A 19,480-nucleotide genomic window follows, 5' to 3' on the forward strand; every position below is an offset into this window, starting at 1 on the left:
GAGGAGTAGATTCATGACTGAAATATTAAAAATCAAAAATTTAAAATATAAAAAGAATAACAAAGTAATTCTGACGGATGTCAATTTATCGATCAACAGTGGCAAGATCATTGGGCTACTTGGTGAGAATGGCGCTGGTAAAACAACTTTGATGCGTTTGATAGCTGGAGTTAATTCTGTACCTGAAGGTGTTATAACGGTTGGCGGTCAGGTGAAAAAAGCTGATATTAAACAAAACGTCAGTTTAAGCGACCAATTAGGCGGTTTTGGTAAGAACACTAAAATCAGCGAGATCTTAAGATTTTATGAGAATGTCTACCATGATTTTTCAAAAGAGAAATACGCACAAATTTCTGACTTCTTAGGCTTAGATGAGACTAAGCGTCTATCAGCTCTCTCAACTGGTACGCGTGGAAAATTGGTTATCGCCTTGGCACTTTCACGTGAAACAATGCTCTACTTGTTAGATGAACCTTTGAGTGGAATCGACAGCATGTCTCGTAAGAAAATCATCAGCAGTATTATTCGTTGGAAGAGTGACAATTCAACAATTATTATCAGTGATCATTATGTGACAGAAATCGCTAGTTTGTTAGACGATGTCATCATTATCAAAGACGAAACTATTTATCAAGTCAGTTCCGTTGAAAACATTCAAGAGAAGTATCACTTAGGTGTTGAAGAGTATTATGAACAGGTTTATGAAGGTGGTGTTACTAATGAGTGATTATATCAATTTGAGTAAGAATCTAATCTATGATAAGTGGAAGACGATGAACTGGGTCGTCATCATTCAATTGATTGCTTTTGTGGTCATGTATTTATGGAGATTGATCACGGGAGGCTTTGACGGCAGCCTTATGCCAAGTTATTTTGTCGCTTTTTTTACTTTTGAAACTGTATTAGCTAGTTTAGTTGGTTTTGTAATGTTGTCACGGCGTAACGAACAAGTTTTCACAAGCAACAATTACCGTTTGATACCAGTGTCTGACACAAAATTATATTTCGGCAATGTTCTAACTACCTTACTAGCCTATATTTATTTACAAATCATTGAAGGTATTTTGGGCAATATAGTTATGTTCATGGCTGGTGGCAACTGGAGTGATATTTCGATCAGTTCTGTCGTTGGACATTCCGAAATTGCTTCCATGGTCTTAATCTTCATCTTGATGATTTTAGGAGCTATTCTGATGTGGACTGGTATCACAGTTATTCACTTCTTGATCGGTTGGATCAGTGGTTTCTTACCTTTTGGTCGGCAAAAATTCGTTACTTTTATTCTTTACTTCGTCGTAACATGTATCGGTTTGATAATCTTCAACTTCACGACCGGTAAGGTGATTAAATTCTTAATTACGCATATAAGTACGCAAGGGATCACTAATTTGAATCAATTAAATAATGTCTTGTGGATCAGCTGCGGTATCACGTTCGTCTGGATTGCCGTATTTACATTATTGAATATTTATCTCTTGAAGAGATGGACCGAAACAATTCGTTAAACACTACAAAAATAACTATGGGATGGTTTGATTATGAGTAGCGTTCTGGGTGTAACAAAGGATTTAATGTGGAGTAAGTTCAAATTAATGAATATGATCTTACTTTTCGATCTCCTAGAGGTTTTAGTTTTAATTTTTATTGGAGTTTTAAAGTTAAATGGTGCGAAACAAGGAAAAGCCGGATTATCTATTTTGCTCAATTACAGTGAGGGTGTCTTGATCTTTAGTGCCTGCGTGGTTTATCTGATTGGCGTTTTGTTGTTGATCAGAAGTAACGAGCAAGTTTTTTCGAATGATCGATATCGCCTGATTCCCTTATCTGAAATGAAACTGTATTTCATCAATTTGGTAACGACTAGTTTGGCATATTGCTATCTAGTGATTTCAGCGACTGGTATCTTTATCCTCGCTTCATATACACAAATGAAGAGTGATATTTTTTTACATTTCATTATATGGAATAGTAATGAGTTGAAACTACTTGTTAAAGACGGTGTCATTACGGTGCTGGGAATCATCTTGATTTGGACTTGCGGCACCTTGATTCACCTTTTGGTCGATTACCTCAGTAATTTTCTCTCAACAAATAAACGCAAATTAACTTTTGTGATTATGAACTTCCTAATTTTGGGGTTGAGTATGGGCATTATCTTTGTAACTTTAACGAGGATGTCTCTAATTGATTTAGATGATTACCGAGGACTTGTGGCCCAAACATTCTTTAAAGTTTGTTTTTTTGATTTAGCCGGTATCGGACTTTCGATTATCGGAAGTTTACATTTATTACAGAATTATTTCGAAACTAGTCGTTAGATTACGTTCATGATAAGAAAATGTACGTTTATGATTAAATTGGCATATAAATAATTTTTTGGAGTATTATCGATACTAATAAAATAGTAAAGAAGGGTTCAACGTGAGGTTCAATAACGATTTTTACAAAGGAAAATACTTTTGGATAGGGATCTTTTGCATCTCCTTTCTAACAGTTTTCCCGTGGAATAATGTCTGTACGATCAACGGCATTTTTTCTTTTTTCATGGTCGTTATCGGTACAGTAATGTTGATCAATTCAATATTTAATTTTTCAAAATACTTTTCCTAAGGATTTTAGTTCCGACTAGACATCGTGAACTAAGATCCTTTTTTTTGTAGCGTAATTGTTGACGTCTTGTCAATCATTGAGACTCTCATTATATGACAATAAATATTATGATGAAGGAGATTGGTATACCTGAAAGAAGGGATCTCTATGTCTGACACACTTGCATTATTAGCACTTATTTTTGGATTTACGCAAATTGCTCTAACCATTAAAGCCATTCGGCAAGTTAGGCACGAATCGAAAAGATTTTATCCTCGTTTTACAGCCTTTATTTTATTGTTTGGTTCGAGCTTTGGTCTGATATTAGTTTTTATTGGTTTAGACATTATTTTCAAATGGATTTGATCCTTTGGTAAAATGTCTTATGATAAAAGAAAAGTGGGATGATTACGTGGGTATTGAGATGATTGGAATCGTTGTTATTTTGATGGGGATCTATCAAATATATGTTGGTCGAAAAATGTATTTTAATATTAAAAAGAATGTCAAAAATCCACAGCCTTATGTTTTCATGGGGGTTTATATGTCACTGATCATTGGAATTATTTGTTTAGTTGTCGGAGCTTTTTTGATTAAGTGACCGTTATATAACGGTATAATTCAGAGAAAATTTAATATGGAAGAAAAATACAAGAGTGAAGCAAATATGCTTGGCTTCCCAGTATTAATGCAAATAGAGCGACAACTCAATTTTGAGTTGTCGCTCTATTTGCATTAAGCAGACGTTGTGCCTTGGTTCAGTTAGATTTTATTTAAATTGTCCATGTCTTCAATCAATTCATAAACTTGTTCCATACTGCCGACATAAACGCCACTGGCCAGAGGATGACCACCGCCGCCGAATTTTTCGGCAATTTGGTTAATAGGCATTTTTTTAGAACGCAAGTTGACACGGAAATGATCAGTTACTTTTTCACTAACGACGATCCAATTGTTGACCTTATTGATGCGACCAATCAAGGGAACAGCATTGTCAATCTCACCGTCTTGTAAGTGAAAGCCTTCTAAATCAGGCTTACGGATAATAATATAGCCAAATCCAGACTCGGTTAGTTTGAAGTTGTTTAGTATATAAGCTTCCAAGCGTGCTAAACGTTCGGACATCTCATCTTCGTGCAGAGCAATTTGGGAAATGTCGATACCTGTTTTAGCAAGATTGGTTGCTACTTGTAAAGTTTGGTAACTAGTCTCGCCATATAAGAAGCGATTAGTATCGCCAACGATACCTGCATATAGTTTAAAGGCACTTTCTTGAGACAAGTTGAGCGGTTCTAGTTGAACTGTCAAATCGTAAATCATTTCGGAACAACTAGAAATTCTATCTTCGACCCAATTAATATCGCCAAACGAATCGACATCTGGGTGATGATCAATCTTAATTATCTTGTCAGCCAGCCGATATTCGCCAGCATTATCGATTCTTTTAGCATTAGCAGTGTCAACAGCAATGACCAGTGCATCTTGATAAACTTCTTGAGAAACTTGGTCCATGGACCCGATCCAATCTAATACGGGTAAGTCAATTCCCGTCGCATAAACTTCCTTATTAGGATAGGCTTCTTGGAGCATCAATTTGAGACCAACTTGGGACCCGATCGCATCAGGGTCAGGGTTTTGATGTCTCACAATAATAATTTTGTCGTATTCTTCGATACTTTTTAAAATATCAGCAATCATAGAAAGTACTCCTCAGCGTTTATCAATTTAGTTATATTCTATCATCAATACTGGTTATTTTACCCATTAGATTACTCAACACTCATCGTAAGCTGAACTTACAAAACTGTAAGTAGATGTAAGAGAAAACCCACGACTCATCACCCCATACCCTTTATGATAGATATATCAAATGGAGGGAAGTAAACATGCAAAAAATAGTCGATGTACAAAATATTGAAAAAATATACGGAAAAGTGGGCGAGAAACAATTTAAAGCCTTATCTGATGTTAATTTTGAAGTAAAACCTGGGGAATTTGTTGGAATCATGGGTGCCTCAGGTTCGGGTAAAACTACTTTACTGAATATTTTGTCTACATTAGACACACCCACTAGTGGCCAAGTAGAAATTGCTGGTCAAGACATAACTAAATTAAATAACAATCAAATGGCCGACTTTCGGGCTAATAAAATTGGCTTCATTTTTCAAGACTTTAATTTATTGGAAAATTTAACAGCTTATGAAAATATCGCATTGCCATTAGCTTTGCAGAATAAAGCTACCAAGGAGATTAAACCAGCAGTAATGAGTATTGCTGAAAAACTTGGTCTTACGGAAATCTTGAATCATTATCCAACTGAATTGTCAGGTGGACAAAAACAACGTGTTGCGGCCGCTCGTGCTTTAGTACACAATCCTTCAATCGTCTTTGGTGATGAACCTACTGGTGCCTTAGATTCCAAGAGTGCTAGAGCTCTGTTAGATACGTTAACGAAAATCAATCGTGAAGATAATGTATCAATTTTACTGGTGACTCATGATCCGTTTTCAGCAAGTTTCTGTGACCGAATCCTCTTTATCAAAGATGGTGAAATCGGCCAGGAATTGAAAAAGGAAAAACGCAATCGAGCTGAATATTATCAAGAAATCCTAGATTCACTCGGAACATTTGCAGAATAGGGGGGTAAACATGTTAAACAAATTAGCTTTAAACGGTATCAAGCATCGGGCGCGTGATTACAGTGTGCTTTTTTCAGGACTGATGATTGCGGCAGCGATATTTTATATGTTCATGGCACTAGCCACGAATCAATCTTTCTTAAAATCTAATTCACCAGCCAGTGCAACAGTCTTTATTTTTGGTTTTGGAATCGTCTTGTTGGCAATCATCACGATCGTTTACATCAATTATGCCAATACCTTTCTCTTGAGTATGCGCCAAAAAGAGTACGGGATGTTCATGATGTTAGGTGCTAAAAGTAGTAAGATTTCGCAAATGATTTTCATTGAAACTTTATCAATTGGCGCCATTGCTACTTTGATCGGGTCAGCCATTGGAATTTTCTTGACCGGATTCGTTGGTAAATGGCTGATCAGTGCATTGGACATGCAGATCAAGCACTTCGATAGTTTTTATTTACCAGCTTTTCTTTGGACATTGGCTTTCTTCGTGATTATTTTTGCCTTTTCCGCTATCAGAAATGCAATCTCATTACGTCGCAGTAAAGTATTAACTTTATTGAATCGTGATAGCCAACCAGTAAAAATCAAACGTAACGGCGTTGTAAAAGCTGTTCAAGCAGTTTTAGGACTCATTCTCTTGGCTGTGGGATATTTAACCATGTATTTTGTTGGTCAACAGCCAGGTTTTATTTATTTAGGTATTCCCTTGGCTTTAATCACCATTGTTGGTGGAACTTACTTTACGATCAATTCACTTGTAACATTCGTCATCGTCGCTTTGAAACGTAATATTAAGTATTCTCAAAAAGGTTTGAATAATTTTACACTTTCACAATTGAGTTTTCGAATCAATGACTACACCAAGATTCTCTCAATGGTTTCGATTATGTTTGCCTTAGCTTTAGGCGCTATAACGGTCGGCTTAGGTTTCAACAATCAAATTGACAATGTGGTAAATGGACAAAGCTACTATGATGTCCAAGTTACCAATCCGGATGCTGCACAGCAGAAACGCATCCGTGGTTTACAAATTGACAAAGAGAATGTTTATACCTACAAAACAGACGCTAAAAATGTCTATTATCAAGCCAGTGAATTCAAGAAACAACCATTGGGTTATTCCAAAATCAATACTGAGACAATGGTCTCAAAGCACGCCACTTCAAGTGATCCTAGTAAAAATGACAATGCAAATTTTGCGTTGATGAATACAAGGTTGCCAGCACAAAGAACTAAAAATACTAAATTATTGAGTGATCAAGAGTATGCAGCAATCAAATCGCCAGAGACTAAGACAGTCTTAGTTAAGACGAATTCATTTAAGGGTAACTTGAATCAGATCAAAGCAATTTCAAAAGCTGAAAATCAACGTTATCCTGAATTAAAGACCGCCGGTGGCGATAAGTACAGTTCTTATACAATGATCAATGGTTTCTTCTCTGGATTAGAATTTATGGGCTTATTCTTGGGAATTGCCTTTCTAGCTATGCTTGCTAGTTGCTTGATGTTTAAGATTTTGTCTGGAGCTAGTGGTGACGTTAAGCGTTATAACATGCTTTATAAAGTTGGTACTCGTCAAAAGATGCTTCGTCAAACAATCAATAAGGAAATTGCCGTTTTGTTCTCTGTTCCTGCAATTCTAGGTTTGATTCATGTACTGGTTGGTTTACAGCTATTTAGTAAGATCCTTTACCAACCATACAGTCATATTGAGATTCCATTCATGATTTTCATCGTATTGTATTTGATTTATTACTTCGTTACTAGATACTTATACAAAAAAATCGTCCTTAAAAATTAAGATTAAATTATGTCAGATTGTTTCTAATAATCTGGCTTTTTTGTTTGTTCGTAAAAAAAATTTATTTTTGGAATTGTTGAAATGAATATTTAGATAAGATTGGTGTTATAGTTTGCGTGTAATCCTAGCCAGCTGAAAAAAGTCGAACATTTTATTCACAAAGAAGTTTTTTGTTGCTAAAAGTTCGGTTTAACATTAAAATTTTCTTAATATAAGTTTTAGAAAAATCTTTTATGAAGTAAGAAGGGAGATTTTATTATGTCTTCAATGATTGAATTCCGCAAGGTTCAAAAGTACTACGGAGATTTCCATGCCTTAAAGGACATCAACTTGGAAATCGATAAGGGTGAAACAGTTGTCTTAATTGGACCATCAGGTTCAGGAAAGAGTACTTTATCTAGAACTGTTAATGGTTTGGAAACGATCCAAGAGGGGCAATTGATCGTAAATGGTCGTGATATTGCAGACAAATCGACTGATATCAATCGTATTAGACGAGATGTCGGCATGGTTTTCCAACACTTTAATCTATATGCAAATAAAGACGTTTTGGAAAACATCATGTTAGCTCCAAGAATTGTCTTAAAAATGAATGAAGATGAGAATAAGAAACAAGCAATGGCCTTGTTAGATCGGGTCGGTCTGGCTGACAAAGCTCACAGTATGCCAGCACAGATCTCTGGTGGACAGCAACAACGTGTCGCTATCGCTAGATCTTTAGCTATGAAGCCTCGTTGCATGTTATTCGATGAACCAACTAGTGCGCTTGATCCAGAAATGATCGATGATGTTTTGGGAGTAATCAAGTATGTTACAAGCCAAAGCGATATGACTTCTTTGATCGTGACCCACGAAATGGGCTTTGCTCAAGAAGTTGCTAACCGGGTTATCTTCATGGCTGATGGACAAATCTTGGAAGATGATGACAAAGATACTTTCTTCAATCATCCAACTAATGAACGTGCACGTCAGTTCCTCAGCAAAATTATTAAACACTAGGGGGATAAGGATATGAAACGCTGGAAATATTTAGTATTAGTTATCACTTCTTTACTTCTAGCCGTTACATTATCAGCCTGTGGCTCCAAACCTCTGTCAGCACAAAATGTTTATGAAAATGATAAAAAATCAAAGACAGTGACATGGGGCGTCAAAGCCGATACAAAGTTGATAGGTTTGATTGATGTTAAAGACGGAAAAGAAAAAGGGTTTGAAATTGACTTGGCTAAAGCTATAACGAAGAAAATGTACGGCAAGAATGCTACAGCTAAGTTTGTTACCGTTACGTCACAGTCACGTATCCCCTTGCTAAAGAATGGTAATATCGATGCAATCATCGCTACAATGACCATAACGCCAGAACGTGAAAAAATTCTGGACTTCTCTAATTCATATTTTGACGCTGGTCAATCGATTTTGGTTAAAAATAACTCTTCAGTCAAGAAGGTTCAAGACCTAGATGGTAAGACCGTTATTGGTGTTGTCGGTTCTAACTCTGTTCAAAATGTGAAAAAATTCGCTCCAAAAGCGCAGGTTTTACAGTTGCCAGATTATGCTCAAGCCTTGACAGCTTTGAAATCAGGTCAAGGTGATGCTTTGACGACTGATAATGTCATCTTAGCTGGTATGGCAGTTAATAATCCAGGCTATAAATTGCAAGGTAAAGCCTTTACGACTGAACCATATGGTATCGGAATCAATAAAGGCCAAACTGAATTTAAGTCAGCTATCAATAAGGCTTTAAAAGAAGTTGAAGCTGATGGAACATACAATAAGTTAGTTATCAAATGGTTCGGTAATGTCCCAGGATTCAACTACAAGGAGGTGCTACGCAAATGATACATCTACTTACAGATAATTGGAGTGCGTTTATTAGTGGCTTCGGCTGGACCCTTTTATCAAGTGTCTTAGCACTATTCTTTAGTTTGATTATCGGTTCACTGTTCGCTATTTTGGAAGTTGTACCAAATAAGTTTTTAAGGGTAGTCGGGAGAGTCTACGTTGAAGTCTTCAGAAATATCCCCTTGTTGGTTATAACGATGTTCTTCTATTTAGTAATTCCGCTTTATGTCGTTAAGATCAATGGATTTACTGCCGGAACGATTGGACTGACGATTTATACATCAGCTTTTATCGCTGAAACAGTCCGTGCGGGAATCAATTCTGTTAACATCGGACAGATGGAAGCAGCACGTGGTCAAGGGATGACTTTCTGGCAAGCGATGCGTTATATCGTTTTACCACAGGCCTTCAAGTACGTAATCCCACCACTAGGTAACCAGTTCGTTAACTTAGTCAAAAATTCTTCAGTTCTAGCCTTTGTGGCTGGTTTTGATTTAATGTATCAAGGTAATGCCATTGCTTCAACGACCTTTGACACAGTCAATACCTACATCATTGTTGGTATTTTCTACTTGATCATTACTTTACCAATCAGTTATTACATGCAACATCTAGAAAGAAAATTAGCTTAGGAGGGGTATTATGCAAACTTGGATTGACGCTTACTCATGGATCAATATCAGATTCCTTCTCCAAGGCTTATGGATCACGATTTTGATCTCCGTTATATCGGTGGTTTTAAGTTTCATTTTTGGATCGATCTTAGGAATTATCCGTTATGCTAAGATTCCTTATTTCTCAAGAATTATCGGTCTGATCATTGATGTTATCCGAAATTTACCATTGCTGTTGATCATCTTCTTCGTTTACTTTGGATTGCCAGCATTTGGTTTCAAGCCGGATACGATTCCAGCCGCAATTTTGGCGATGACAGTCTTTGAATCGATGATGATTGCTGAAATTATCCGTTCAGGTATCTTGGCGGTTGATATCGGTCAGATGGAAGCTGCCCGTGCAATGGGGATGAAGATGTCGCAAGCTATGTGGCATATAATTCTTCCACAAGCTTATAAAAAAATGATTCCAGCCTTGGTTAGTCAATTTATTTCATTGATCAAGGATACATCTTTGGCCACAATCATTGTGGTTCCGGAATTAATGCAACATGGACAAGTCGTTTACGGACAAGATCCAAATTATATTATTCCAGTCTTCGTAGCGATGGCATTGATGTACTTTGTCGTTTGTTACGCATTGTCCATTTTGTCGAGAATTATCGATCGTCGGATGGCCTAAAATTAAAATAATGTTGACAGATCAAAATAAGCCTGTTATTGTTTAAGGCAATCGAATAAACACATATAAGTGTCTGAATCAATTAGTAATGTATCTGGGCGTAAGAAAGCCGGTGGTTGATGCGAACCGGTCAGGGTGCAGTTATGAAATACCAGACACGACTTGGTTTTCCAAGCGGAATAAGAGAGCCGTTATTCTCAAGAGTGGAGTAATAGTTTATTTAACTATTCTCAAGCTGGGTGGTACCACGGTAAATCGTCCCTGTTGCATATGTTTGCAGCAGGGACTTTTTTTATACAAGGGGTATTGAAAATGATGATTAATACATGCGGTGGTAATCCTCGATATTGATTTTTCAGTTGAATGTAAAAACAATTTTGGAGGAAAGATAATGAACAAGAGTAAAAAAGCGATTAGTTTTAGAGAAGCCGTTACAATTTTGGTTGTGATGTTAATAGTTTTAGGTTTTGGTGTTATCAAGTTTGGTTTATCACCACAGACACCGGTTTTAGTTGTCATTGGCCTATTGATTCTGTGGAGTAAAGTCCGTGGCAACAGTTGGGACGACATTTTTGATGGAATAACTGAAGGCGTAAAGAATGGTATCATTCCCATTTTCATTTTTATTTTAATTGGGGCTTTGATCGGTACATGGATTGCTGCCGGAATCATTCCTTCGATGATGGTTGCAGGTTTTCATCTGATCTCAGTACAATGGTTCGTACCTTCTGTCTTTCTTGTCTGTGCTTTGATAGGAACGTCAATTGGGAGTGCTTTTACTATCATTTCAACTATTGGGATTGCTTTGTTTGGAATGGGACAAACCCTCGGTATGAGTCCAGCTTTAGTTGCTGGAGCCATCATTTCCGGAGCTATCTTTGGTGATAAGACATCACCATTGTCCGACTCAACTAACTTAGCTTCAGCCATTGCTGAAGATGATTTATTTGATCATATTAAGAACCTGATGTGGACTACGATTCCTGCCTTTATCATTTCTTTGATTCTTTACGCAATTTTAGGCAATGCCGGTTCAAATGCTAGTTTGAGTAAAATTGATACGACATTAAATATTTTGAACAGCCACTTTGTCATTACTTGGTGGGCTCTTTTACCAATCGCACTATTGTTCTGTTGCGCCATATTAAAAGTGCCAGCCATCGCTACTTTGATTTTGAATATCACCGTTACAGTTGGAATGATTTTTGTAGAAAAGCCTAATACACCAATTAAAGATATCGCTGGTTTCATCGAGAATGGCTTTGTCTCAAAAACTGGTAATGCTAGTGTCGATGCTTTACTGACTAGAGGTGGGATCACCTCAATGATGGGTACTGTTTCCTTGATTTTCCTTACTTTGTCATTAGGTGGATTATTGATGAAATTCGATGTGATTCAGACCGCTATGACGCCACTAGCTAAGAAGTTGAAGACACCAGGATCAGTCGTTACAGCCACGATTTTATCCGGAATCGGTGTTAATATCTTCGTTGGTGAACAATACTTGTCAGTTATCTTACCAGGTAAAGCTTTCAAACAAACTTTCAACGAACGTGGTTTGGACAACTTAGCTCTAAGTCGGGTGCTTGAAGATGGAGGGACCGTAATTAACTACTTGATTCCTTGGGGTGTTGCCGGTGCCTTTGCTGCCAATACCTTAGGAGTTCCAACCTTAGCCTTCTTGCCATTTTGTTTCTTTAGTTTGTTATCACCAATCCTCTCAATCATCAGTGGATTTACCGGTATCGGATTGAAACGTTTAACTAAGACAGTTAAAACTGATAAGAAAGTTGCGACTGTCTAACAATTGATCAGTAAATAAGATATTCTAAGAGCAGAGATGCTCTTTTTTATTTACAAAAGTATGAGGTATTTGAGGGGGAAGTTGCGATGAGTCCATATGAACAAGTGAAGGCAGAATTAGATAAGTTAAAAATAAACTATGAAATTGTTGAACATCCGGCCGTCTACACTGCACAAAAAGCAGACGAGTATATTGAGGGTAAAGATTGTATTCGAACCAAATCACTCTTTTTGACCAATAATAAGAAAAAAGCCTTTTACTTAGTTTTTATGGCTGATGATAAACGTCTTGATATGAAACATTTTGGTGAGTTGATTGGCGAAAAACATCTAAAGTTTGCTTCAGAGCAATTATTGCTGGAAAAATTAGGTTTAAAGCCAGGTTTTGTTTCAATCTTCGGACTGCTGAATAACCGGGAAAAGGACGTTCAAGTTTATTTTGAAAAAGATATTGTTGGCCAGAAGCCATTGACCTTTCATCCGAATGATAATACTAAGACGTTGTTTCTTGGGATGGAGGACTTGGAAAGATTCTTGGTTGATTTGGGGTATGATTACAAGATAATTTAAGTGATATTTGTTATCAGCTACAGTAAGTTTCATGATTATAGAATAATGGTCTAGAAGTCATTTTGATTTCTAGACCATTATTTTTTAATCTATAAATTGTAATCTAGCTTTTATCCTTAGAAATGCAATTGGGGTAATAAGGTCTTAACCAGAGCGATCAAGTTTTGAATTTCGGTAGAATTAGCTAATTTTGGATTGATTAAATAAAATTGATTACAAAAATCACTTGTTAGCTGTTCATATGGTAATAACGTATCAGTAATGGAGCGTTTAGCCACAATAGCTTTTCCAATTCGTCTAGAGACCAATTTAATTATTAAGTTATTGTCGTTTACTTTGATAATTTTGGTTGGACGAATATGATGTTCGTTGAAGTATTTATCAGTATATTCACGTTGGGTAGAACCAGTTTTTCCAATTATCCATTCCGGGCTATCAATATCGCCTGCTAAGACTAATTCATCAGTGGCAAAAGATACTTGTTCAATGTCATGAGTCACAATAGGTTTTTCAATAATACCGAAGTCTATTTCTCGTTTAGTGATTTCTTCAAGAATCTTTTCAGAATCAGCTGTGATTAATTCGAAGTCAAAACGATCGAAATATTTCTTTAAACTATCCATTAATGGCGGAATAACATGATTAGCGGTGGTTTGAGAGGCTCCAATAACGCATTTGATACGGTTACTACGATGTTTTTTTACTAAGTGATTTAGGGAATTTTCCCAATTGTTCAGTACTATTTGTGAATCACGATAAAATCGGTTTGCATTTTCAGTAGGTACTAGTCCCTTATTACCATTACGTTTGAATAATTGAACACCTAGCTCTTCCTCTAGTTTTTTTATTTGAATCGAAACACTTGGTTGAGTGACGTATAATTCCTTAGCTGCACGTGTGATGCTTCGCGTTTCATATACTTTTTGAAAGGCAACAATGTCTCTAAACATAAGTTTTTACCTCGATATAAATATTATTTATGTAGCGATATATAAATATAATAACGGCTTAATATTGTGATTAAATTATAATATAAAAATATCGGTACGAGTGTGGTAAGACTGATAGATGGTAACTAATGAATAAAGTAAAAGATTTTTTTCACAAGGATGTATTGGAATATCAACCGTGAATACGATTACATATTAATATAATTTATGATAAATTAACACCATAAACACGCGTGTACTAAGAATGGAAGGTGCTGAGGCTGATGATTGGAAAAAATATGAAGAAATATGGCTTAAATGCTAAACAACCAATTATTGGATTGATGGTCTTTGTTTTAGTAATTATTTGGGCAATATTTTTAAACTCAGAGGCAAGTAAATTGCCAATGGCTCTGTTTGCGGGTTTGATGTTAGGTTATGTTTTGACAAGATCTAGATTTGGGTTTGCAGGTGGAATTAAAAGGGTATTTTATCGTGGAGAAGCTAGTTTAACCAATGCACTCCTTGTTATGTTTGCAATTACAGCAGTTGTTAATATTGGAATTCAATGGGCTGCTGCCAGTAAAGGTGCTCTACCCGCATGGCAAGTTACAAGTGAAACGCAGTCCATTATTCCAGGAACTCAAAATGTTAGAATGGGAAATATTTCAACGGCATTGGGAGGCTTCCTATTTGGAATTGGAATGATGCTAGCTGGTGGATGTGCTAGTGGAACCCTATCAGATTTTGGTGAAGGTGAAGGACATTCTTGGATAGCATTGCCATTTTTTGTTTTAGCTGCTGCGCCAGGACAAAAATTAGGATATGATTTGGACCAGTCTGCTATTGGACAAATAGGTATCAAAGCGTGGATGCCACAGTATATCGGTTATGGTGGTTCAATAGCCGTGACCTTATTAATATTCCTTGGACTATATTATTTGACCAAGAAATATGAAAATCATAAAAAGGAAATGGGAATGTATTCAGATCCAAAGTCTGACTATTTAGACTTTGAAAAGCCTATAAACGATAATGCAAAGGTTATTAAATTTTTCTCATGGGAAACATATCATAAATTCTTTGTTGAAAGATGGAGTTTTATAACTGGAGCCATAGGTATCTCAATTGCTGCAATTTTTATTTTAATAACAACTGGTAAAGCATGGGGAGTTACCACACCATTTGTCTCACTAGATCAAAAATTTTTAGGACTATTCGGAGTAACATTTACTTCACCTGCTTTTGATGAAACGGCGGAAGCAATGAAGGGCAGCTTATTAGTAGATGGTGGAACGATTAGAAATATTGGATTAGTCTTAGGAGCATTTTTAGCATTTTTGATGGCTGGTAGATTCTCTATGAAGTTTAATTTTACAAAAAAAGATATTTTTATTTATGCTACAGGGGGATTACTAATGGGTTTAGGTAGTCGTTGTGCACGTGGATGTAATATTGGTGCTCTTTACTCATCCATTTGTAATTTCTCAGTTCATGGATACGTGTTCATGTTTTTCCTAATATTAGGAGGCATGGTTGGTATTAAGTTGTTTGAAGGTAAAGTTGATTTGTTACCAAAATATTTAGTTTCAGATGGTGTTGAATAATTATATTAAAAGGAGTGGCTTTATAATGGATAACAAAAAAATTGTTGTAGTAGGTGGAGTTGCAGGAGGTGCATCAGCAGCAGCTCGTGCACGTAGATTAGATGAATTTGCAGAGATTACAATGTTCGAAAAAGGACCAGATGTATCGTTCTCTAATTGTTCATTGCCATATCACTTAAGTGGATTGGTTCCAGACGCCGACAGCATAGTCATGATGACTCCAAAACAGTTTAAGGATCAATATGCTATTGATGCTGAGGTTAACTCTGAGGTTATTAATGTTGATCCTGAGAAAAAAGATGTTGAGGTCAAAAATACACAGACAGGTGAAATAAAACATGTTACCTATGATGAATTAATTTTGTCACCAGGCGCTAATCCAATCATGCCAAGCAGTATCAAAGGAATTGATCATGATAATGTCTTCTCGGTCAGAAATGTTGTTGATATAAAAAAGATCAAAACTTACTTGGATGTCAATAAAGTGACTGATGTTGCGATTATTGGCGGTGGATTTATTGGTTTGGAAGTATGTGAAAACTTAGCTCAAACGGGGACAAAAGTTTCCCTAATTGAAGCAGCTAGTCATGTTATGGGAACAATCGATGATGACTTTGCTCAATTAGTTCATAAAGAACTTTATGATCATGGTGTTAACGTTATTTTAGATGATGGTTTAGCCGAAATTAATGATGATAGTATCAAATTAGGTTCAGGCCGTGTCATCAAGTCTCAAGCAGTTATAGTAGCTATTGGTGTAAAACCAGATACAACTTTGGCAAGTAAGATCGGCTGTAAGTTAGGGTTAACAGGTGGCATTGCTGTTGATCAACACTATCAAACATCAATCCCTAACATTTATGCAGTTGGTGATGCAATTGAAGTTAGTCACATGTTAACACGTAAAAAGACTCGTTTAGCATTGGCTTTCCCAGCTCAAATGGAAGCAAGAGACGCGATTGACCATATTTATGGTAGAACTGTGGAAACAAGAGGCTTTATTGGCTCACAAGCCATTCATATTTTTGATATCAATGTTGCTTCAACCGGATTAACGGAAAGTGAATGTCAAAAAGATGGTATCGACTATCGTACTGCGGTAGTTATTCCTAAGAGTAGAGTTGGTTTAATGCCTGATGCAACGCCGTTATACTTGAAACTTATTTTTGGCTATCCAAGTGGCGAAGTTCTTGGGGCTCAAGCCATTGGCAAATCAGATGTTGATAAACAAATTGATATTATTGCAACAATGATTTCTATGCATGGACATATTTCAGATTTAACACATCTAGAAGTTTGTTACTCACCTTGGTTCAGTACCGCTAAGAATGCCGTTAATATGGCCGCTTTAGTTGCTGAAAATGTTTTGAACGGAGAATTCAAACAAGTACAAGTTAGCGATATTCGTAAATTAGTAGAAAATGGAGCCTTTATCCTTGATGCACGTGAACCGAAGGAATATGAAGAAGGACATATTATTGGTGCTGTAAATATTCCATTAAGTCAATTCCGTCAAAGATTAGATGAAATTCCAACAGATTGTCCAGTTTATGCTCATTGTTTAGTAGGACAACGTAGTTATAATCTGGTTCGAGCTTTGAATAACCGCGGTTATAAAAATGTTATCAATATTGCAGGATCATATTTGGACCTTTGTGAATATGAATATTTCAAAGATCAAACTACAGATCGTAAACCAATTGTGACAAACTATCGTTTTGATTTATTGTAATTAAGTAGGGGGTGATGAAATGAAGAAAAAATCATTACTAATAACGACTTGTGTTTGGGTCGTCTTATTAGCAATCTGGTTCTTGGTCACCAACTTAAAATTGGTCTCACCAATCCTCTTTCCATCACCACAAGATGTTTGGTTCACGTTTACTAGTATTTTGGTACACGGCTATAACAATATTTCCTTCTGGCAACATTTAGGTATCACCTTGTTTCGACTTTTCTCAGCTTTGATCTTGGCAATCATCACAGCAGTTCCATTAGGACTAGCTTCAGGGATGTCAGAATGGGTCCATGCAATCGTTGATTCTCTGATCCAGTTTTATCGTCCAATCCCACCTTTGGCCTACTATACGATTTTGATTTTATGGTTAGGTATCGGCGAGGGTTCAAAAATAATCTTGCTGTATTTAGCAGCTTTTGCACCGATATATATCGCTTGCGTTGAAGGTGTTCATCACTTAAATCAAGACTATGTTTTGAGCGCTAAGTCACTAGGAGCAGACAAGTGGTCGATCTTCAAATGGGTCATTTTCCCAGGTTCATTACCGGATATTTTTACCGGCATCAGAACAGCTATGGGTGTATCATTTTCAACTTTAGTTGCTGCGGAAATGGTTGCTTCAACATCTGGTATCGGCTGGATGGTGATCGATGCTTCGAAATATTTGAAGAGTAGCGTTATGTTCATGGGTATCTTTATTCTTGGTGGATTAGGTTTATTGCTAGATTGGCTACTACAGTTGCTGGAAAGAAAATGGATCTTCTGGAAGGGTAAAGACTGATGAAACGGTTAGTTAAATTTGTTCTTGTAGGAATGATTTTGTTACTGACTGTCAATCTGAGTAGTTGCTCTACCAAGAATAAAACGAAACCCAATGAAGTCAGAATTGGCATTCTCAATACACCTAATGATGTGGCTGTGGCTAGAAATAAGGGCTATTTTCAAAAAGCCTTTCCGAATAAAAAAGTCAGTTTCATCACCTTCGATTCAGGAGTCGATGCTAACAAAGCATTGATGTCTGGCGGCGTTGATTTCGCTACAATGGGTGATACTAACGGCATCGTAGCACTGACTGCTGGGATTCCTGTGAAGTTACTGTGGATCAATGAAATGTGTGGCAGTAACGAGTCTTTGATCGTCAAAAAGAACTCTGGAATCAAGTCGGTTGCTGATTTAAAGGGTAAAAAGATTGCGACGCCGTTTGCCTCGACTTCGCATTACAGTTTGATGATCACTTTAAAAAGAGCTGGTTTAGAACATAAAGTGAAGCTATTAGATATGGATACGCAAAATATTGTTGCAGCTTGGAAGCGTGGCAATATCGATGCTGCATATACGTGGCAACCGACTTTATCACAATTACAAGCTGACGGACGCGTGTTAGTGGACAGTTCTGATTTATCAAAAGCTGGTTATTCAACGGCTAATATTACTTTAGTCAGCAAGGCTTTCTTGAAGCAGCACCCAGCTGATGTTAAAAAGTTTGTTGGCGTTTTATCAAAAGCACACCAATTACGAAAAAACGATTACGAAACAACCGTCAAGTCGGCGGCTAAACAAACTGGTATCAGTAACGGGGATGCTGATAAACAGATGTGTGGTACCACTTGGCCATCACTCAATGAAGAATATTCAGCTAAGTATTTAGGTCAAAAAAATCAGTTAGGACAATTTGTCGTCGAAATGCAACGGGCTGGAAAATTCATGTCTGGACAACAAACTATCAGCTATGCGCCGACATTGACACAGTTCAGAAAATTCGTTTATCAGGAGGGGGAATAAGATGGAATTAGTTAAAGCATTAGATCTATCGATCAAGTACCCTCACTCTGATGAACCAGTGATCGAGAAAACTAATTTTACGATTGCTCAAAATGAGATCTTCGTTTTAGTTGGACCATCTGGCTGTGGCAAAAGCACTATCTTGCAAGCTTTAGCTGGTTTTATCAAAGCCCAGGGAACTTTAACGATGAACGGAGAACCAATCACTAGCCCTGACTGGCAACGAGGTGTCGTTTTTCAAAACTCTTCGTTATATCCTTGGTTTACAGTTAAGGACAATGTCGGTTTTGGCTTGAAAGCTAGAAAATTTTCTCAGACGGAAATCAATCAACGAGTAGCTTACTTGTTGGATCTGATTGGACTGAGTGATCAAAGCAATACCAAAACTTTTGAATTGTCTGGGGGGATGAGGCAGCGAGTTGCTATTGCCAGAGTTCTAGCTAATAAATCACCATTGTTGTTGATGGATGAACCATTTGGTGCTTTGGATGCCTTTACTAGAGCGAAGATGCAACAATTGATCTTGGATATTTGGCAAAAAGAAAATACGAGTATTTTCATGATCACCCACGACTTAAATGAAGCGATTCGTTGTGGCAATCGGATTGCTATTATGAATGCTCATGATAAAAAAATCGTTCAGATCAAAGATAATCCATTTCAAAATACTGATCTGTCACAATTAGATGATTTTGAATTGGAAAGAAAGATAGATGTTTATCGTAAAAGCATTTTAGAAATTATTAATCAATAAAAAATTTCCTATCAAGACAAAATTTAATCGTCCTTGATAGGAATTTTTTTGTTATAGAACAGATACAATTAATTACATGAAACATATAAAATAATCGCGGTACAACAACTTTCTGTCACGTGCGATA

20 protein-coding genes are annotated in these 19,480 nt (G+C 36.7%); 18 read left to right on the plus strand and 2 right to left on the minus strand.

The features are described from left to right. Positions 1-13: 13 nt before the first annotated feature. The 5 genes from ACYT32_RS06645 (at position 14) to ACYT32_RS06665 (ending at position 3,190) form a co-directional block, all read left to right on the plus strand. On the plus strand, positions 14-727 hold the full coding sequence (locus ACYT32_RS06645) for an ATP-binding cassette domain-containing protein (protein ID WP_395265392.1): 714 nt from the start codon (positions 14-16) through the stop codon (positions 725-727). Next, positions 720-1,505 carry a hypothetical protein gene (locus ACYT32_RS06650; protein ID WP_395265391.1) on the plus strand — a complete coding sequence of 262 codons (786 nt, stop codon included), beginning with the start codon at positions 720-722 and terminating at the stop codon, positions 1,503-1,505. Before ACYT32_RS06645 ends, ACYT32_RS06650 begins: the two co-directional genes overlap by 8 nt. A 33-nt stretch (positions 1,506-1,538) precedes the next feature. Further along, entirely contained in the window at positions 1,539-2,318 is a 780-nt protein-coding gene (locus ACYT32_RS06655) for a hypothetical protein (protein WP_395265390.1), read from the plus strand. 439 nt (positions 2,319-2,757) lie between these two features. After that, positions 2,758-2,955: a hypothetical protein gene (locus tag ACYT32_RS06660; protein ID WP_395265389.1), complete on the plus strand. Its 198-nt coding sequence runs from the start codon at positions 2,758-2,760 to the stop codon at positions 2,953-2,955. 19 nt (positions 2,956-2,974) lie between these two features. Beyond that, on the plus strand, positions 2,975-3,190 hold the full coding sequence (locus ACYT32_RS06665; RefSeq protein WP_395265388.1) for a hypothetical protein: 216 nt from the start codon (positions 2,975-2,977) through the stop codon (positions 3,188-3,190). Between the two features lie 161 nt (positions 3,191-3,351). On the opposite strand, the gene ACYT32_RS06670 is transcribed toward ACYT32_RS06665, so the two are convergent. Beyond that, positions 3,352-4,287, minus strand: a complete 936-nt coding sequence (locus ACYT32_RS06670; protein WP_395265387.1) for a DHH family phosphoesterase — start codon at positions 4,285-4,287, stop codon at positions 3,352-3,354. A gap of 188 nt (positions 4,288-4,475) precedes the next feature. Here ACYT32_RS06670 and ACYT32_RS06675 point away from each other — a divergent pair, with 188 nt between their 5' ends. The 8 genes from ACYT32_RS06675 (at position 4,476) to ACYT32_RS06710 (ending at position 12,543) form a co-directional block, all read left to right on the plus strand. Next, positions 4,476-5,228 carry an ABC transporter ATP-binding protein gene (locus ACYT32_RS06675; RefSeq protein WP_395265386.1) on the plus strand — a complete coding sequence of 251 codons (753 nt, stop codon included), beginning with the start codon at positions 4,476-4,478 and terminating at the stop codon, positions 5,226-5,228. Positions 5,229-5,238: 10 nt separating this feature from the next. Beyond that, positions 5,239-7,032: an FtsX-like permease family protein gene (locus ACYT32_RS06680; protein WP_395265385.1), complete on the plus strand. Its 1,794-nt coding sequence runs from the start codon at positions 5,239-5,241 to the stop codon at positions 7,030-7,032. 267 nt (positions 7,033-7,299) lie between these two features. Further along, on the plus strand, positions 7,300-8,031 hold the full coding sequence (locus ACYT32_RS06685; protein WP_395265432.1) for an amino acid ABC transporter ATP-binding protein: 732 nt from the start codon (positions 7,300-7,302) through the stop codon (positions 8,029-8,031). Between the two features lie 12 nt (positions 8,032-8,043). Beyond that, positions 8,044-8,871 carry a glutamate ABC transporter substrate-binding protein gene (locus ACYT32_RS06690; RefSeq protein WP_395265384.1) on the plus strand — a complete coding sequence of 276 codons (828 nt, stop codon included), beginning with the start codon at positions 8,044-8,046 and terminating at the stop codon, positions 8,869-8,871. Further along, the gene (locus ACYT32_RS06695) at positions 8,868-9,506 is read left to right on the plus strand and encodes an amino acid ABC transporter permease (RefSeq protein WP_395265383.1); all 639 of its coding nucleotides are present in this window, start codon (positions 8,868-8,870) and stop codon (positions 9,504-9,506) included. Before ACYT32_RS06690 ends, ACYT32_RS06695 begins: the two co-directional genes overlap by 4 nt. 10 nt (positions 9,507-9,516) lie before the next feature. Next, positions 9,517-10,170, plus strand: a complete 654-nt coding sequence (locus tag ACYT32_RS06700; protein ID WP_395265382.1) for an amino acid ABC transporter permease — start codon at positions 9,517-9,519, stop codon at positions 10,168-10,170. Between the two features lie 391 nt (positions 10,171-10,561). After that, positions 10,562-11,974 (plus strand): Na+/H+ antiporter NhaC, encoded by a 1,413-nt coding sequence (gene nhaC / locus ACYT32_RS06705; RefSeq protein ID WP_395265381.1) that lies wholly within the window; start codon positions 10,562-10,564, stop codon positions 11,972-11,974. Positions 11,975-12,060: 86 nt separating this feature from the next. Next, entirely contained in the window at positions 12,061-12,543 is a 483-nt protein-coding gene (locus ACYT32_RS06710) for a prolyl-tRNA synthetase associated domain-containing protein (protein WP_395265380.1), read from the plus strand. Positions 12,544-12,659: 116 nt separating this feature from the next. Here the strand turns inward: ACYT32_RS06710 and ACYT32_RS06715 are convergent, their stop codons facing one another. Continuing rightward, positions 12,660-13,493 (minus strand): LysR family transcriptional regulator, encoded by an 834-nt coding sequence (locus tag ACYT32_RS06715; RefSeq protein WP_395265379.1) that lies wholly within the window; start codon positions 13,491-13,493, stop codon positions 12,660-12,662. 263 nt (positions 13,494-13,756) lie between these two features. Between ACYT32_RS06715 and ACYT32_RS06720 the strand changes: the two genes are divergently transcribed. Genes ACYT32_RS06720 through ACYT32_RS06740 form a run of 5 tightly spaced genes read left to right on the plus strand, consistent with a single transcriptional unit; the run spans position 13,757 to position 19,353 of the window. Beyond that, positions 13,757-15,079, plus strand: coding sequence for a YeeE/YedE family protein (locus tag ACYT32_RS06720; RefSeq protein WP_461793381.1), 1,323 nt, complete (start codon positions 13,757-13,759; stop codon positions 15,077-15,079). Between the two features lie 25 nt (positions 15,080-15,104). Beyond that, complete coding sequence (locus ACYT32_RS06725) at positions 15,105-16,811, plus strand: FAD-dependent oxidoreductase (RefSeq protein WP_395265377.1); 1,707 nt, start codon at positions 15,105-15,107, stop codon at positions 16,809-16,811. Between the two features lie 19 nt (positions 16,812-16,830). Beyond that, positions 16,831-17,598, plus strand: a complete 768-nt coding sequence (locus tag ACYT32_RS06730; protein WP_395265376.1) for an ABC transporter permease — start codon at positions 16,831-16,833, stop codon at positions 17,596-17,598. After that, the gene (locus tag ACYT32_RS06735; protein WP_395265375.1) at positions 17,598-18,599 is read left to right on the plus strand and encodes a taurine ABC transporter substrate-binding protein; all 1,002 of its coding nucleotides are present in this window, start codon (positions 17,598-17,600) and stop codon (positions 18,597-18,599) included. The genes ACYT32_RS06730 and ACYT32_RS06735 overlap by 1 nt, the downstream gene beginning before the upstream one ends. A 1-nt stretch (position 18,600) precedes the next feature. Next, complete coding sequence (locus ACYT32_RS06740) at positions 18,601-19,353, plus strand: ABC transporter ATP-binding protein (RefSeq protein WP_395265373.1); 753 nt, start codon at positions 18,601-18,603, stop codon at positions 19,351-19,353. Positions 19,354-19,480: the final 127 nt, after the last annotated feature.

The organism is Companilactobacillus sp. FL22-3 (genome assembly GCF_054881455.1).

Coding starts and splice junctions, on each gene's coding strand:
- ACYT32_RS06720 (WP_461793381.1), top strand. CDS start 13,757: ATGATTGGAAAAAATATGAAGAAATATGGCTTAAATGCTAAACAACCA.
- ACYT32_RS06685 (WP_395265432.1), top strand. CDS start 7,300: ATGATTGAATTCCGCAAGGTTCAAAAGTACTACGGAGATTTCCATGCC.
- ACYT32_RS06725 (WP_395265377.1), top strand. CDS start 15,105: ATGGATAACAAAAAAATTGTTGTAGTAGGTGGAGTTGCAGGAGGTGCA.
- ACYT32_RS06645 (WP_395265392.1), top strand. CDS start 14: ATGACTGAAATATTAAAAATCAAAAATTTAAAATATAAAAAGAATAAC.
- ACYT32_RS06660 (WP_395265389.1), top strand. CDS start 2,758: ATGTCTGACACACTTGCATTATTAGCACTTATTTTTGGATTTACGCAA.
- ACYT32_RS06675 (WP_395265386.1), top strand. CDS start 4,476: ATGCAAAAAATAGTCGATGTACAAAATATTGAAAAAATATACGGAAAA.
- ACYT32_RS06670 (WP_395265387.1), bottom strand. CDS start 4,287: ATGATTGCTGATATTTTAAAAAGTATCGAAGAATACGACAAAATTATT.
- ACYT32_RS06665 (WP_395265388.1), top strand. CDS start 2,975: ATGATAAAAGAAAAGTGGGATGATTACGTGGGTATTGAGATGATTGGA.
- ACYT32_RS06700 (WP_395265382.1), top strand. CDS start 9,517: ATGCAAACTTGGATTGACGCTTACTCATGGATCAATATCAGATTCCTT.
- ACYT32_RS06735 (WP_395265375.1), top strand. CDS start 17,598: ATGAAACGGTTAGTTAAATTTGTTCTTGTAGGAATGATTTTGTTACTG.
- ACYT32_RS06650 (WP_395265391.1), top strand. CDS start 720: ATGAGTGATTATATCAATTTGAGTAAGAATCTAATCTATGATAAGTGG.
- ACYT32_RS06680 (WP_395265385.1), top strand. CDS start 5,239: ATGTTAAACAAATTAGCTTTAAACGGTATCAAGCATCGGGCGCGTGAT.
- ACYT32_RS06740 (WP_395265373.1), top strand. CDS start 18,601: ATGGAATTAGTTAAAGCATTAGATCTATCGATCAAGTACCCTCACTCT.
- ACYT32_RS06715 (WP_395265379.1), bottom strand. CDS start 13,493: ATGTTTAGAGACATTGTTGCCTTTCAAAAAGTATATGAAACGCGAAGC.
- ACYT32_RS06695 (WP_395265383.1), top strand. CDS start 8,868: ATGATACATCTACTTACAGATAATTGGAGTGCGTTTATTAGTGGCTTC.
- nhaC (WP_395265381.1), top strand. CDS start 10,562: ATGAACAAGAGTAAAAAAGCGATTAGTTTTAGAGAAGCCGTTACAATT.
- ACYT32_RS06655 (WP_395265390.1), top strand. CDS start 1,539: ATGAGTAGCGTTCTGGGTGTAACAAAGGATTTAATGTGGAGTAAGTTC.
- ACYT32_RS06710 (WP_395265380.1), top strand. CDS start 12,061: ATGAGTCCATATGAACAAGTGAAGGCAGAATTAGATAAGTTAAAAATA.
- ACYT32_RS06690 (WP_395265384.1), top strand. CDS start 8,044: ATGAAACGCTGGAAATATTTAGTATTAGTTATCACTTCTTTACTTCTA.
- ACYT32_RS06730 (WP_395265376.1), top strand. CDS start 16,831: ATGAAGAAAAAATCATTACTAATAACGACTTGTGTTTGGGTCGTCTTA.